General features: G+C 70.6%; 13 protein-coding genes. 7 read left to right on the top strand and 6 right to left on the bottom strand.

All coding sequences use genetic code 11. The features are described 5' to 3' along the window. Positions 1-84: 84 nt before the first annotated feature. Positions 85-2,160: a M3 family metallopeptidase gene (locus MKK52_RS23645; protein WP_243958553.1), complete on the bottom strand. Its 2,076-nt coding sequence runs from the start codon at positions 2,158-2,160 to the stop codon at positions 85-87. A gap of 133 nt (positions 2,161-2,293) precedes the next feature. On the opposite strand from MKK52_RS23645, the gene MKK52_RS23640 reads away from it, so the two are divergent. The 3 genes from MKK52_RS23640 (at position 2,294) to MKK52_RS23630 (ending at position 4,974) form a co-directional block, all read left to right on the top strand. Continuing rightward, positions 2,294-3,112 (top strand): extensin family protein, encoded by an 819-nt coding sequence (locus tag MKK52_RS23640; RefSeq protein WP_243958551.1) that lies wholly within the window; start codon positions 2,294-2,296, stop codon positions 3,110-3,112. An 82-nt stretch (positions 3,113-3,194) separates the two neighbouring features. Beyond that, positions 3,195-4,292 carry a L,D-transpeptidase gene (locus MKK52_RS23635; protein ID WP_243958549.1) on the top strand — a complete coding sequence of 366 codons (1,098 nt, stop codon included), beginning with the start codon at positions 3,195-3,197 and terminating at the stop codon, positions 4,290-4,292. Between the two features lie 292 nt (positions 4,293-4,584). After that, the gene (locus MKK52_RS23630) at positions 4,585-4,974 is read left to right on the top strand and encodes a response regulator (RefSeq protein ID WP_243958547.1); all 390 of its coding nucleotides are present in this window, start codon (positions 4,585-4,587) and stop codon (positions 4,972-4,974) included. 6 nt (positions 4,975-4,980) lie between these two features. Here MKK52_RS23630 and MKK52_RS23625 read toward each other — a convergent pair whose 3' ends face one another. Further along, positions 4,981-5,361 (bottom strand): YraN family protein, encoded by a 381-nt coding sequence (locus MKK52_RS23625; RefSeq protein ID WP_243958545.1) that lies wholly within the window; start codon positions 5,359-5,361, stop codon positions 4,981-4,983. Then, positions 5,361-6,296: a 16S rRNA (cytidine(1402)-2'-O)-methyltransferase gene (gene rsmI / locus MKK52_RS23620; protein WP_243958543.1), complete on the bottom strand. Its 936-nt coding sequence runs from the start codon at positions 6,294-6,296 to the stop codon at positions 5,361-5,363. Before rsmI ends, MKK52_RS23625 begins: the two co-directional genes overlap by 1 nt. A gap of 138 nt (positions 6,297-6,434) precedes the next feature. Between rsmI and MKK52_RS23615 the strand changes: the two genes are divergently transcribed. Next, positions 6,435-7,676 carry a penicillin-binding protein activator gene (locus tag MKK52_RS23615; protein WP_243958534.1) on the top strand — a complete coding sequence of 414 codons (1,242 nt, stop codon included), beginning with the start codon at positions 6,435-6,437 and terminating at the stop codon, positions 7,674-7,676. Here the strand turns inward: MKK52_RS23615 and MKK52_RS23610 are convergent. From MKK52_RS23610 to MKK52_RS23600, 3 genes are all read right to left on the bottom strand, one after another. Next, on the bottom strand, positions 7,670-9,184 hold the full coding sequence (locus MKK52_RS23610) for an undecaprenyl-phosphate glucose phosphotransferase (RefSeq protein ID WP_243958532.1): 1,515 nt from the start codon (positions 9,182-9,184) through the stop codon (positions 7,670-7,672). The two genes, MKK52_RS23615 and MKK52_RS23610, sit on opposite strands and share 7 nt — an antisense overlap. 113 nt (positions 9,185-9,297) lie before the next feature. Further along, a complete protein-coding gene (gene trhA, locus MKK52_RS23605) occupies positions 9,298-9,981 on the bottom strand; it encodes a PAQR family membrane homeostasis protein TrhA (protein WP_243958530.1) in 684 nt (227 codons plus the stop codon). Positions 9,982-10,131: 150 nt separating this feature from the next. Continuing rightward, entirely contained in the window at positions 10,132-11,244 is a 1,113-nt protein-coding gene (locus MKK52_RS23600; RefSeq protein WP_243958527.1) for a COX15/CtaA family protein, read from the bottom strand. Positions 11,245-11,401: 157 nt separating this feature from the next. On the opposite strand from MKK52_RS23600, the gene MKK52_RS23595 reads away from it, so the two are divergent. The 3 genes from MKK52_RS23595 to MKK52_RS23585 all read left to right on the top strand — a co-directional run bounded on the left by MKK52_RS23595 (position 11,402) and on the right by MKK52_RS23585 (position 13,379). Then, positions 11,402-11,605, top strand: a complete 204-nt coding sequence (locus MKK52_RS23595; protein ID WP_243958525.1) for a DUF2842 domain-containing protein — start codon at positions 11,402-11,404, stop codon at positions 11,603-11,605. Positions 11,606-11,712: 107 nt separating this feature from the next. After that, positions 11,713-12,048: a hypothetical protein gene (locus MKK52_RS23590; protein ID WP_243958522.1), complete on the top strand. Its 336-nt coding sequence runs from the start codon at positions 11,713-11,715 to the stop codon at positions 12,046-12,048. 122 nt (positions 12,049-12,170) lie between these two features. Further along, positions 12,171-13,379, top strand: coding sequence for a GNAT family N-acetyltransferase (locus MKK52_RS23585; protein WP_243958520.1), 1,209 nt, complete (start codon positions 12,171-12,173; stop codon positions 13,377-13,379). Positions 13,380-13,383: the final 4 nt, after the last annotated feature.

Genomic DNA, 13,383 nt, shown 5'->3' with positions numbered 1-13,383 from the left:
TCCGTCCCTCCCGCTCGCAGCCCGTGCTGTAAGCAGTCGTTAAGGACGTTTCTTTACGAAATCCTTACCACTGGGATCGGCGGCTCAAGCCGCCAGACCCCGTTTCTTGAGGAGCGGCGCGATGCTCGGCATCCGGCCGCGGAAGGCGGTGTAGGCCTCGCGCGGGTCGCGCAGGTTGCCGGCGCCGTAGACGTAGGTGCGCAGGCGCTTCGCCGTCTCGGGGTCGAAGATGTCGCCAGCCTCGCGGAAGGCGTCGAAGGCATCCGCGTCTAGCACCTCGGACCAGAGGTAGCTGTAATAGCCCGCCGCGTAGCCCTCGCCGCCGAAGATATGGGCGAAGTGGGGCGAGCGGTGGCGCATCCCGATCTCGGCGGGGATCGCGATCCGGCGCAGGGCGTCCGCCTCGAAGGCCGGCACGTCGAGCCCCGCCTCGCCCTCCGCCGAGAGGTGCAGCGTCATGTCGACCAGCGCCGAGGCGGTGTATTCCACCGTGGCGAAGCCCTGGTTGAAGGCCCGCGCGGCGAGCAGCTTGCAGAGCAGGTCCTCCGGCATCGGCGCGCCGGTCTCGTGGTGACGGGCGTGGGCGCGCAGGATCTCCGGCTGTTCCAGCCAGTGCTCGTAGAGCTGAGAGGGCAATTCCACGAAGTCGCCGGAGACGGAGGTGCCCGCGAGCAGCGGATAGGTCACGTCCGAGAGCAGGCCATGTAGCCCGTGGCCGAACTCGTGGAACAGGGTGCGGGCGTCGTCGAAGGAGAGCAGCGTCGGCTGGCCCTCCGGCGCCTTGGCGAAGTTCATCACGTTGACGATGATCGGCGTGACGATCCCGGTGAGCTTTTCCTGCGAGCGGAAGGCGCTCATCCAGGCGCCGGAGCGCTTCGAGGCGCGGGCGAAGTAATCGCCCAGGAACAGGCCGACCTCCCGGCCCTCCGCGTCGCCCACCCGCCAGACCCGGACATCCGGGTGGTAGCGCGGCACGTCGTGCAATTCCTCGAAGGTCAGGCCGAACAGCCGCGTCGCCGTGTCGAAGGACGCTTCGATCATGCGGTCGAGCGGCAGGTAGGCCTTGATCTCCCCCTCATCGAGGTCGTGCTCGGCCCGGCGCAGCTTCTCGGCGTAGTGGCGCCAATCGTGCGCGCGGAGGGCGAAGTTGTGCCCCTCCTGCTGGACGATGGCCTGGAGCCGGTCGCGCTCCTCGATGGCGCGGGTGCGGGCGGGGGTCCACACGTCGCGCAGCAATTCCATCGCCGCGTCGGGGCTCGCCGCCATCGTGTCCGCGAGCTTGAAATGCGCGAAACTCTCGTAGCCGAGCAGTCGCGCCCGCTCGGCGCGGAGCTTCACGATCTCGGCCATGAGGGCGCGGTTGTCGGTCGGCCCGCCGGATTCGCCCCGATGGATCCAGGCCTCGTGGGCCTTCTCGCGCAGATCGCGGCGGGTGGAGAAGACGAGGAACGGCTCGATCAGCGAGCGCGACAGGGTGATGACGTGCCTGTCGAGCCCGCGCTCCTTGGCGGCGCTGGCGGCGGCGGCGCGCAGGAAGGGCGGCAGGCCGGCGAGGTCGTCCTCCCCCGTCAAGGGCAGGGTGAAGCCGCTCTCGTCCGCCAGCAGGTTCTGGCTGAACTGCGTCGCGAGTTCGGACAGGCGCTCCGCGATGGCCGCCATCCGCTCCTTCGCCTCCGGGGCGAGCTCGGCGCCGGCCCGGCGGAAGCGGATGCGGTAGCGGTCCAGCACCCGGCGCTCCTCCGGCCCGAGGTTCTCCGCGTCCGCATCGACGGCCGAGATCCGCGCCCAGAGGCGGGGGTTCAGGTAGATGGCGCTGCCGTGCCGGGAGAGCTTCGGGCCGATCTGCCGCTCGATGGCCTGGAGGTCCGGGTTCGTGTGGCTGCCGGTGAGGTTGTAGAAGACGCCCGCCACCCGATCGAGCGCCTGACCGGCCCGCTCCATCGCGGCGACGGTGCTGGCGAAGCGCGGCGGGGAGGGATCCTCCGCGATCGTCGCGATCTCCGCCTCGTGCGCGGCGAGGGCGGCTTCGAAGGCCGGCAGGTAATGCTCGGGCCGGATTTGCTCGAAGGGCGGCAACTCGTAGGGCGTGCCCCAATGCGCCGGCGCGAAGGGGTTGTCCTGCGGAAGGCTGTCGAGCCCGGCGGCGAGAGTGTCCGGCATTCGCATCCTCGGTTTCGGGCGCTGCGCCCGTCGCGCCTGTTCTGGGCCGATCCGTCGCTGGCGGCAACCGGGGCGAACGATCCGAACGGCGCCTCGGCCGTTATGGCTCGGGTGGAGAAGCAATCGAGGGGATATGGCCAAGCGTCTTACGACAGCGATCGGCCTGTGCGGCGCGTTGCTTGCGGTCTCGGCCGCCGAGGCGGCGCCGACGCCACCAGAGCGCCCGGCCGAACTCACCCCGCCGCCCCCGGCCTCCGCGCCCGTTCCCGATCCGGCGCCGGTCCCGCCGCCGCGTCCGCCCGAACTGACCCCTCCGCCTCCCGCCGCCGCCCTGCCGGTTCCGCCCCCGGTGCCGCCGGAGCGGCCCGCCGACCTGTCCGGCGAGGCGGTGCTGGCGCTGACGGTCGCCCCGCCGGACGACGAGGCCTGCCGGACCCGCCTCAAGCGTCTCGGCGCGAGCTTCGAGCCGCTTCCGGCCATCGCGGAGGGGCAATGCACGGCCCCGCTGCCCCTGAAGGTCACGGAACTGGCCGACGGCATCGCCCTGCGGCCTGCCGCAACCCTCACCTGCCGCTCGGCCGAGGGGCTGGCGCGCTGGGCGAGCGAGGTGCAGGTCGAGGCGCAGCGCTCCTTCGGAAAGCCGCTCGCCGCCCTCGACCTCGGCGGCACCTATGTCTGCCGGGGACAGAACCACGATGTCGATGCCAAGCTCAGCGAGCACGCCTTCGCCGACGCCGTGGACGTGATGGGTTACGTCTTCACCGGGCGCGCCCCGGTGCCGGTGAAGGAGACGCCCGGCGACGGGCCCGAGGCCACTTTCCTGAAGGCGACGCGCACGAAGGCCTGCGCCTTCTTCCGCACGGTCCTGGGGCCGGGCTCGAACGCCGCCCACGCCAACCATCTCCATCTCGACGAGCGCGAGCGGACCGCCGGCCATCGCCTGTGCGAATAGATGCGACAGAGCGACCCGGAACGCTGCCACGCCTCCGACGCTTAGGGCGGTCGGAGCCGTTCGCTCCGGGAGCCCGACGACGATGATGCGACCGTGGCTGAGTGTGCCGGCCGTCCTGGCGGTGCTGGCCCTGCCGACCCTCGCCTCCGCGAAGGATACGAAGGCTAAGGAGCCCGCCGCCCCGGCGCTGACGGAGCAGGCGGTGAACGCCGCGACCTTCAACGAGGGCAAGACCGACGAGGCCAAGACTGGCGAGGCCAAGTCCAACGAGGACACGTCGAAGAAGGGCGAGCCCCCGGCACAGCCGATCACCGTGCGGGCGCAGGTGCTCCTCGACCGGGCGCGCTTCTCCCCGGGCGCCATCGACGGGCGCGAGGGCGACAATTACCACCGGGCGCTCGCAGCCTTCGCCGCCGCGCGGAAGCTCCCGGCCTCCGATCATCTGACGAAGGAGGTGTGGGAGGCCCTGCAATCGGGCGATTCCGCGCCGGCCCTCAAGACCTACACGATCACCAAGGAGGATGCGGACGGCCCCTACGAGCGCCGCATCCCGCCCAAGATGGAACAGCAGGCTGAGCTGGACGCCCTCGGCTACACCAACCCCCGCGAGATGCTGGCCGAACGGTTCCACATGAGCCGCGACCTCCTCGGCGCCCTCAACCCCGACAAGAAGTTCGACGAGGCCGGCACGACGATCCTCGTGGCGGGCGTCGAGCCGATGGGCCTGGACAAGCCGAAGGGCAAAGATCTGCCGCAAGATCCGAAGGTCGAGCGCATCAGCGTCGACAAAACGAACCGGGACGTGCGTGCTTTTGGCGCGGACGGCGCGCTCCTCGCCTATTACCCGGCCTCCATCGGTAGCAGCGAGAAGCCCGCGCCGAGCGGCGAGACCACGGTCAAGGGCGTCGCCTTCGATCCGGTCTACACCTACAACCCCAAATACGGGTTCAAGGGTGTGAAAACGAAGCAGAAATTCTCGATCCGCCCCGGCCCGAACAACCCAGTCGGCCTCGTCTGGATCGATCTCGCGATCCCGAGCTACGGTATTCACGGCACGCCCGAGCCCGAGCGCGTCAGCAAGACCGAGTCCCATGGCTGCATCCGGCTGACGAACTGGAGCGCCCGCGACCTCGCCAAGCACGTCGCCCGTGGGGCCAAGGTTGCTTTCACCGACGACTAGACCACAGTACGCCTGTACCGGATCGTCGGTGGCCGGGGGTGCGTTTTCGCCCCCCGTGGACCGTGGCTCAGGTTGCAATCGGGCCGCATCTCACCGAAAATGTATCTGAGTTTAACATAGGGTTGGGCCGCAGGGGGCCGGCGTGGCGAGCTGTCGCTTGACACGCCAGCGGGAACGGGCGACCCACCGTTAAGGTCTTGCGATCCCCCAATAGGCGGTTCGCTTACCAGTAGACCGATGTTATCGCGCGGAAACGACCCCGTCGGGGGCAGCGAAGGGAAGACGGCCCGGCGTGAGTGCTGACCTCAACGACGAACTGCTCAACGGTGTCCGCGTCCTCGTCGTCGAGGATGAAGCCGCTATCTCGATGCTGCTCGAGGACATGCTGCTCGACTTTGGCTGTACGGTCGTCGGACCTGCGGCGCGGCTGTCGACGGCCCTTGAAATGGCGGCACGCGAGACGTTCGACGTCGCGATCCTCGACGTGAACGTGGCCGGCGAGCCGATCTATCCGGTGGCCGAGGCCATCGTCGCGCGGGACCGTCCGCTGGTCTTCTCGACCGGCTACGGCGGCGCGGGCATCCGCGAGCCCTTCCGCGACCGGCCCGTCGTGCAGAAGCCATTCAGCCAGGCGGACCTGAAGCGCACCCTGATCGGGGCCATGCGCAAGGCCGAGGGCTGACGGGCCCTACAGCCCCTCGAGGGTGAACGCGGCCGGACAATGCTCCGGCCAGCCCCGCCCCCCGACGAAGACCGCATCGGCGCGCAGCGTCAGGCCCGCCGTGGACGGGTGCCGGGCCACCCAGGCCCGCACCGCCTTAGAGAAGCGCCGCCGCTTGACCGCGCCGATGGCCTCCCGCGCCGTGTCGATCCGCGCCCGCGCCTTCACCTCCACGAAGACCAGCGTGCCGCCCCTCCGGACGATCAGGTCGATCTCGCCCCCCGCCAGGGACACCCGGCGCGCGACCGGGATGTAGCCGCGCAGCATCAGCGCCAGCAGGGCGATCCATTCCGCCCGGTGCCCGAGCCGGTAGGCGGCCCGGCGTGCCTCGCTCTGGGCGGCCTGCATCACGCCTCGCCCTCGCGGGCGAGCGCCAGGGCGCGGGCATAGACCTGCCGGCGCGGCTGGCCGGTCTCGTCCGCCACGAGGCTCGCCGCATCCTTGATCGAATGGCGGGCGAGGGCGGTGCGGATCGCCGCGTCGAGGGCGGCATCGTCCTCGGGCCCGGCCGCCTGGGGCAGGGCCGGGCCGATCACCACCACGATCTCGCCCTTGGGCGGCGGCTCGGAGGCGAAGCGCGCGGCGAGGCTGCCGAGGCTGTCGCGGCGCACGGTCTCGTAGAGCTTCGTCAATTCGCGGGTGACGGCGGCGGCGCGGTCGGCGCCCAGGGTCGCGGCGGCGTCGGCCAGCATCTCGATCAGCCGATGGGGGGATTCGAACAGGACCAGCGTGCCCGGCACCTGCGCCAGGGCTTCGAGCCGGTTGCGCCGGGCGCCGGCCTTTTGCGGCAGGAAGCCCTCGAAGAAGAAGCGGTCCGTCGGCAGGCCCGCCGCGACGAGAGCGGTCGTCACCGCCGAGGGGCCGGGCACGGGCACGATGCCGATGCCGGCCTCGATCGCCGCCTGGACGAGCTTGTAGCCGGGGTCCGATACGAGGGGCGTGCCCGCATCGGAGACGAGGGCCAGCGCCTCGCCGGCCTTGAGGCGGGCGACCATCCGCTCGCGCACCGCGTCGGTGGAATGCTCGTGATAGGCCACCAGCGGCGTGGTGATGCCGTAATGGGCCAGGAGCGTCCGCGTCACGCGGGTGTCCTCGGCCAGCACCGCGTCGGCGGCGGCCAGCGTCGCGAGGGCGCGGATGGTCACGTCGCGCAGGTTGCCGATCGGCGTCGCGACGATGTGTAAGCCGGGGGGGAGGGGCTCCGCCTCGCTCGCGAGGCCGAAGGCGGTGAAGGTGCTGCTGCGGGCGGAAGCCGGCCGCGCGGGATCGATTCGACGGTTCATCGATGGCGAGATTGCCACAGGCGGGCTCCCGCGTCGCCGCCGGGGAAGTGGAGAACGGGGGAAGAGGTGCAACCGGCATTTACAAGCCGGACAAGGACCGACAGGCTTCACCCGGATTTCCTCTGAGGAGAACCTCCGATGGCGCAGGCACCGCGCTCGCGAGGTGTGGTCGTTCCGGCCGTGCTGATCTGCACCACGGCGCTGTCGGGCTGCGTCGGCACCGACAGGGTGGCGCGCAAGCGTCCGCCGCCCGCGCCCGTCGCCGTGGCCGAGGCCCCCCTGGAGCCGGCGGCGGGCCCCGCCCTCGCGGGCGAGCGCATCGGCAGCGGCAGCGTGAAGGTCGCCCTCGTGGTGCCGTTGACGGGGCAGGGGGCCAGTGTCGGCGCGGCGCTGCGCAACGCCGCCCAACTCGCCTACGATGAGGGCCAGCAGCCCGATCTCACCCTCCTCGTGGAGGATGATGGCGGCACGCCGGCCGGCGCGGCGAGCGCCACGGAGCGCAGCCTGAAGGCCGGGGCCGACCTCGTGCTCGGGCCGCTCTTCGCGGGCAACGTCCGCGCGGCCTCCGTGCCGGCGCGGGCGGCGGGCAAGCCGATGATCGCCTTCTCGACCGATGTCGGCGTCGCCTCGCGCGGCATTTACCTCCTGAGCTTCCTACCGCAGCCGGAGGTGTCGCGGATCGTGGAGGAGGAGGTCGCCTCGGGCCGCCGCTCCTTCGCGGCGTTGATCCCCGAGACCGCCTACGGCAACGCCGTCGAGGCGCAGTTCCGGGAGGCGGTGACGAATCGGGGGGCGCGGGTCGCGGCCATCGAGCGCTACCCGGCCGGGGCGCCGGGCGAGGCGGTAAAGCGGCTCTCCGGGGTGATCACCGGGCCGCGCGCCACCGCCGACGTGCTGTTCATTCCCGAGACCGCCGACGGGCTGCCCGCTGTCGCCGCCGCCCTCACGGGGGCCGGCTTCTCGCCCGCGAAGGTCAGGCCGGTCGGCACGGCGCCGTGGAACGAGCCCGCCCTGTTCGCCCTGCCCGCCCTGCAGGGTGGGCGCTTCGCCGCGCCCGACCGGGGTGGCTTCGCAGGCTTCAGCGCGCGGTACCAGGCGCGGTTCGGCGCGATCCCGCCCCGCGTCGCCTCGCTCGCCTACGATGCGGTGATGCTCTCCGCGACGCTGACCCGGCAATTCGGCACCCAGCGCTTCGCGGAGCCGACGCTGACCAGCGCCTCGGGCTTCGCCGGCCTCGACGGCACGTTCCGCTTCAGCCCCGAGGGCACCAGCGACCGGGCGCTCGCCGTCTACGAGATCCGCAACAACGCGGTGAGCGTGGTGAGCCCGGCCCCGAGGGTTCTCGGCAAGCCGGGCTTGGCGGCCGTGGCGCCTCAGTAGGCGTTTTCGGTCTTCAGCAGCGCGAAGGGCGTGATCAGCAGGATCCGCAGGTCGAACAGCACCGACCAGTTCTCAATGTAATACAGGTCGTGCTCGATGCGGCGCTGCAGCTTCTCGGGCGTATCGGTGCCGCCGCGCCAGCCGTTGATCTGCGCCCAGCCGGTGATGCCGGGCTTCACCCGGTGGCGGGCGAAGTAGCCGTCGACCACCTGCTCGAACAGGGTGTCGGCCTGCCGGGATTCGACGGCGTGCGGGCGCGGGCCGACCAGGGACAGGTCGCCCTTCAGCACGTTGAACAGCTGCGGCAGTTCGTCCATCGAGGTCTTGCGGATGAAGCGGCCGACCGGCGTGACCCGCGAGTCGTTCTTGGTGACGATCTTGCTCGCCGTCGGGTCGCATTGATCGACGTAGAGCGAGCGGAACTTGTAGATCTCGATCAGCTCGTTGTTGAAGCCGTGGCGTTTCTGCTTGAACAGGATCGGCCCGCGCGAGGTCAGCTTCACGGCAAGCGCCACGCCGAGCATCACCGGCGAGAGGGCGATGAGGGCCAGCAGGGCGACGCAGCGGTCGAAGGCCGCCTTCATCACCACGTCCCAATCGGCGATCGGCTTGTCGAACACGTCGAGCACCGGCACCGATCCGAGGTAGGAATAGCTCCGGGGCCGCAGGCGCAGCTTCGCCGCATGCGCCGAGAGCCGGATGTCGATGGGCAGCACCCAGAGCTTGGCGAGCATCTGCAGGATGCGCCCCTCGGCGGTGATCGGGATCGTGAACACGATCAGGTCGAGGGGCTGGCGGCGGGCATAGGCGACGAGGTCGTCCACGTTGCCGAGCTTCGGCACGCCGGCCACCGTGTCCGTGGAACGGTCGTCGTTGCGGTCATCGAACACGCCGACGATGCGGATGCCGGAATCCGGCTGGGCCGAGAGGGCGGAGATCAGTGTTTCGCCGGCCTCGCCGCCGCCAACGATGGCGGTGCGGCGGTCGAACCGGCCGGCGCGGGTATGCGCCTCCACGTAGCGCGACACCGCCAGCCGCCCGCCCAGCAGCAGGGTCAGGCCTCCGGCATAGTAGGTGGCGAGCCACAGCCGCGAGGTCTGGTCCGCCAGCTTGGCGAAGACGAGGAATGCGGCGAGCACGAGGAAGGTCGTGGTCCAGGCGGCGACCATGCGGATCGCCATGCGCACGAAGCCGCGCATCGCCTGGAGCCGGTAGGCGCCCGCCGCCTGCGCGATGGCGACGGTCGCGGCGGGGACGAGGACGATTGCGGCAGCATAGGTCGTCACGGAGGCGATGCGGCCGTGCAGCATCACCGCGTAGAGCAGGATGCCGTAGCCGAGGAGCGTGACGGCCTCCAGGATCCGCACCGTGCCGCACAGGACCAGGGGCGAGACCGCCTTCGGCCGTTCGACCCTCAGGGGCCTGTCCTCGGCTCCCACCCCGGTGCCGGCATTGGCCGATGCGGGGCCTGCCGCCTTCATGATGTCGCGGACGTCGAAAGCACTCATCGCGCCGTCTTCCAGCCTCGTTCACTAAGCGTGTCGCCCGAGGCTCGCACGGTTGTTTCACGGAATGCTTAAAGCCGAAGGTTGCATCCTCCGTCTTCGACGATGTGGCGCGCCTAGCCGAGGGTGGGGCCGTGCAGGCTCGACCAGATCGTGCCGTAATGGCAGGCCGTGGCGATGAGGACGAAGGCGTGCCAGATCGCGTTCTGGAAGGGCAGCGTCCGCCAGACGTGGAAGACCACGCCGATGGAGTAGAGCGCGCCGCCGATGGCGAGGAGCCAGAGGGCGGTGGGCTGCAGGGCGGCGATCACCGATTCATAGGCGAAGAGCCCGCTCCACCCCAGGATCAGATAGAGGGCGATGGAGAGCCGGTCGAACCGGCCGGGCAGGAACAGCTTCACGGCGATGCCGATCAGCGCCACCACCCAGATCACCGCGAGCAGCCCGTAGGCGACGGGGCCCGAGCCGACCAGCGTGACGAGGGGCGTGTAGGTGCCCGCGATCATCAGGTAGATCAGGGCATGGTCCGCCCGGCGCAGGAGCCACTTGCGGGGGCCGACCGGGTAGAGGTTATAGGTGGCCGAGACGCCGAGCATCAGCACCAGGGCGCAGGCGTAGACGAAGAGGGCGGCTTGCGCCCCGAAGGCGAGGTGGGCGCTCAGCGCCGTGAGGATGAGCGTTCCCGCCCCCAGGACACCGAGGGCGACCCCCAGGCCGTGGACGATCCCATCGGCAAGGATCTCACGCGGGGTGTAATTCCACGTCAAGGTAATCGGACGACCGTCCTCTGCGAGAGACATTGCGGAGCCTCCTGCACAACACGCAGGAGTGTAATCCTGAAGTGATTATCCTGTTCCACAGGATGACTGCGCAATAAGGAATCAACCTGAGTTTATCGTGGATAAGCAGTGTTTTGTGCCCTGCGGCACGAATGTCGCAGGGCAAAAAGCTTACGCACCACGGGCGGCGAGCCCGGGATAGGCGCGCACGGCCGCCGGTTTTACGGTGGCGCCGGCCGTCACACCCCGGCTGAGACGGGCGTGGACCGTCGCGGCGGTGAGCACGAACATCGCCATCACCTGATGCGCCAGCGCCGCCCAGAGCGGCACCGCCAGCAGCAGGGTCGCGATGCCGAGCCCGGCCTGGGCGAGGACGAAGGCGGCGACGACGAGGGCCCGCCGGGCGACGGCCGAGCCCCGCGCCGCGATCACCGCATCGGCCGCGTGCAGCAGCGCGACCGCGAAGAGTAGGTAGGCCACGAGGCGGTGGTCGAACTGCACGAGCATGTGGTTGTCGACGAAGTTCTCGATCCAGGGCCGCACGGCGAACAGGTGGTCGGCGGAGGGGATCAGCACCCCGTCCATGTCCGGCCACGTGTTGTAGACGAGCCCGGCATGGGAACCCGCGACGAGGCCGCCGAGGAAGATCTGTGCCAGGACGAGCGGCGGCAGGATCAGCGCGGTGGCGCGCAGGCGCGTGGGCGCCGGGGCCAGGGCGCCCAGCCGCTCCCCCGCCGCGAGCCAGACGAGGCCCGCGAGGATCAGGCTCGCCGTGGTGAGATGGAGGGCGAGCTTCAGCGGGGCGACGGCGGTCATGCCCGGCTGGAGGCCGGAGGCGACCATGATCCAGCCGATGGCGCCCTGTAGCCCGCCGAGCAGACCGAGGGCCAGCAGCCCCCAGCCGAGGCGGCGGCGGATCAGGCCCTTCCACCAGAACACGAGGAGCGGCAGGAAGAAGACGAGGCCGAGCAACCGCCCGAGCAGACGGTGGCCCCATTCCCAGCCGTAGAGCACCTTGAAGGCCGACAGGCCCATGCCCTGGTTGAGGATGTTGTATTGCGGCGTGTCGCGGTACTTGGCGAACTCGGCGGCCCAATCGGTCTCCGACAGGGGCGGGATCACGCCCGTCACCGGCCGCCACTCGGTGATCGACAGGCCCGATCCGGTGAGCCGCGTCGCCCCGCCGACCGCGACCATGGCGATCACCAGGGCCGCCACCACCGCCAGCCACAGGCGCACGGCGGAGGATGCCCCGCCCGTCCCCCGTTCCGCTCTCGCGCCCATCCGGTCCTCCGCGCCATCGTTCGCGCCGGGGTTAAGGGATCGGCCGGGCGCGGGCAACGCGCGTGGCGCCGCATCGCCTCCGCGCGGCAACGCGCCGGTTGCCTCCGCTCCATCAGGAGGTTAGCCCCTGAGCGCTGGTCGAGGAGGGGAGGGGGCGATGCCGCGACGCATCCGCGTGCTGGTCGGGACGGTGGGGATGCTCGCCTTCGTCTGCCTCTACGCACCCATCGCCATGGCTCTTGCCGACAGCCGCATCGCCGAGACGCCGGCTCCGATCCAGGCCGTGCTCTACTCGATCCTCGGCATCGGCTGGATCCTGCCGCTCATGCCGCTCATCAAGTGGATGGAACGGCCCGATTAGCCTGTGCGGGGGCACACCCCCCTCGTTTTCGCCGCACTCGCAGCCGAGACAGAGCTTGAGCGATTCGCACGTCGCGGTCGCGCGCTTGTCCCATGAGTTCCGGCTGCATGTCCCAAACGCGTCTCGTTGCGTCGATCCTGTGCCTCGTTCCGTTCGCTGCCCTGGCACAGGGGACGCCCCGGAGCATCGGCGAGTGCGAGCGCCTGAAGAACGACCTCGCCTACAATCAGTGCTTGGCGATGTTCGGCCCGGCGGCGAAGAACGTCGCGGCGGGCTACGCCTCGGTCGATGCCGCCGCCGCACCCGCCCTGCCGGAGGCCACCCCCGCCGAGGTGCAGCAGGAGGCCGATGCCGCCCCGCGCCGGGGCCGCCGCTATCGCCGCCACGGACGCCAGTACGCCATGTTCACCACCGGCGAGTACCGCCGCCACCGCCGTCGCTGAGACGCAACTAAGCATTACCCAAACCTAGCAATTGCTATCGCTGGTAGGTGTCTTCCTGCCCGCTGGTAAACCCCCGCTTCAGGGGCTCCGCCTCAGATCGTCCGGCCTTGGTGGAGGGGACGATGGTGGCGATCGTACACCGGCAGAGCGAGCGGAGGGTCGGGGATGAGGCCGTCAGGTCCGCGCCGGGCGTCCTCCCCGTGCTGAGCGCCGAGATCCTGCCCGGGCTCGGCGCGGCCGAAGCCCTGTGGCGCGCCTTCGAGGCGGCGCCGGATTGCCTCGTCTCACCCTACCAGCGCTTCGCGTGGTCCTCCTCCTACCTCGGTGAGACCGGCGACATCGAGCACAGCCGCGTCGCGATCCTGCGTGATCAGGCGGGGCGGGTGCGCATGCTCATGCCTTTGGTTGTCCAGACGCGCCACGGCATCACGCTGGCCCGCTCGATGGGCGACACCCACGCGAACTACCACCTGCCGCTCTTCACCCGCGACACCGCCGCCGTGCCGGCCGAAGAGGTCCGGGCCGCCCTCGTCGCGGCGGGGGCGGGGGTGGGGATCGACGCCTTCGCCTTCGCGCATCAGCCGCGCCTCTGGGAGGGCACGCCGAACCCCCTCGCGCGGGGCGGCGAACCGGAGGCCAGCGACGCCTACGGCCTCGTCCTCGGGCCGGACCCGGATGCCACGATCCGACGGGTGTTCAGCGCCGACGCCCGCAAGAAGCTGCGCTCGAAGGAGAAGCGGCTGATCGAGGCGCTGGGCGAGATCGCGTACCACCGGGCGGCGGATGGCGAGGAGGCCCGCGCCATCCTCGCGGCCTTCTACCGCCAGAAGGCGGCGCGCTTCGCCGGCATGGGCATCCTCGACCCCTACGCGCCGGAGGCGATCCGCCGCTTCTTGGAACGGGCCGCGTCCGGGGACGACCCGGCGATAGAAGTTCACGCCCTGCGGGTGGTCGAGACCGGGCGCATCCTGGCGGTGTTCGGCGGGGCAGTGAACGCCACGCGCTACAGCGGGATGATGACCTCGTTCGACGCGGATCCGGAAGTGAGCCGCTTCAGTCCCGGCGACTTGCTGCTCCACCACCTCGTGGGCGCGCAGACCGCCCGGGGGCGCCTGAGCTTCGACCTCGGCGTGGGCGAGGCCCGCTACAAGGCGAGCATCTGCGACGAGACGATCGCGCTGGTGGAAACCGTATGGCCCGTGAGCCTGCGGGGGCATGCCTACGCCCTGATCCGCACCGCCCTGACGCGCGTGAAGCGGCGGGTGAAGGGCGATCCCCGCCTCTTCGCCGCCGCTTCGCGCGTCCGTTCGCTACTTCGCCGGAAGGGCTGAGGCC

The organism is Methylobacterium sp. J-067, from assembly GCF_022829465.1.
GTDB lineage: Bacteria > Pseudomonadota > Alphaproteobacteria > Rhizobiales > Beijerinckiaceae > Methylobacterium > Methylobacterium litchii.
Note: the sequence above shows the minus strand (reverse complement) of the source record. Positions and strands in the feature narration are given on the sequence as shown.

Bases quoted from the DNA above. Each gene is read 5' to 3' on its own strand.
- MKK52_RS23645 (WP_243958553.1), bottom strand. From the start codon at position 2,160: ATGCCGGACACTCTCGCCGCCGGGCTCGACAGCCTTCCGCAGGACAAC.
- MKK52_RS23640 (WP_243958551.1), top strand. From the start codon at position 2,294: ATGGCCAAGCGTCTTACGACAGCGATCGGCCTGTGCGGCGCGTTGCTT.
- MKK52_RS23635 (WP_243958549.1), top strand. From the start codon at position 3,195: ATGATGCGACCGTGGCTGAGTGTGCCGGCCGTCCTGGCGGTGCTGGCC.
- MKK52_RS23625 (WP_243958545.1), bottom strand. From the start codon at position 5,361: ATGCAGGCCGCCCAGAGCGAGGCACGCCGGGCCGCCTACCGGCTCGGG.
- rsmI (WP_243958543.1), bottom strand. From the start codon at position 6,296: ATGAACCGTCGAATCGATCCCGCGCGGCCGGCTTCCGCCCGCAGCAGC.
- MKK52_RS23615 (WP_243958534.1), top strand. From the start codon at position 6,435: ATGGCGCAGGCACCGCGCTCGCGAGGTGTGGTCGTTCCGGCCGTGCTG.
- MKK52_RS23610 (WP_243958532.1), bottom strand. From the start codon at position 9,184: ATGAGTGCTTTCGACGTCCGCGACATCATGAAGGCGGCAGGCCCCGCA.
- trhA (WP_243958530.1), bottom strand. From the start codon at position 9,981: ATGTCTCTCGCAGAGGACGGTCGTCCGATTACCTTGACGTGGAATTAC.
- MKK52_RS23600 (WP_243958527.1), bottom strand. From the start codon at position 11,244: ATGGGCGCGAGAGCGGAACGGGGGACGGGCGGGGCATCCTCCGCCGTG.
- MKK52_RS23595 (WP_243958525.1), top strand. From the start codon at position 11,402: ATGCCGCGACGCATCCGCGTGCTGGTCGGGACGGTGGGGATGCTCGCC.
- MKK52_RS23590 (WP_243958522.1), top strand. From the start codon at position 11,713: ATGTCCCAAACGCGTCTCGTTGCGTCGATCCTGTGCCTCGTTCCGTTC.
- MKK52_RS23585 (WP_243958520.1), top strand. From the start codon at position 12,171: ATGGTGGCGATCGTACACCGGCAGAGCGAGCGGAGGGTCGGGGATGAG.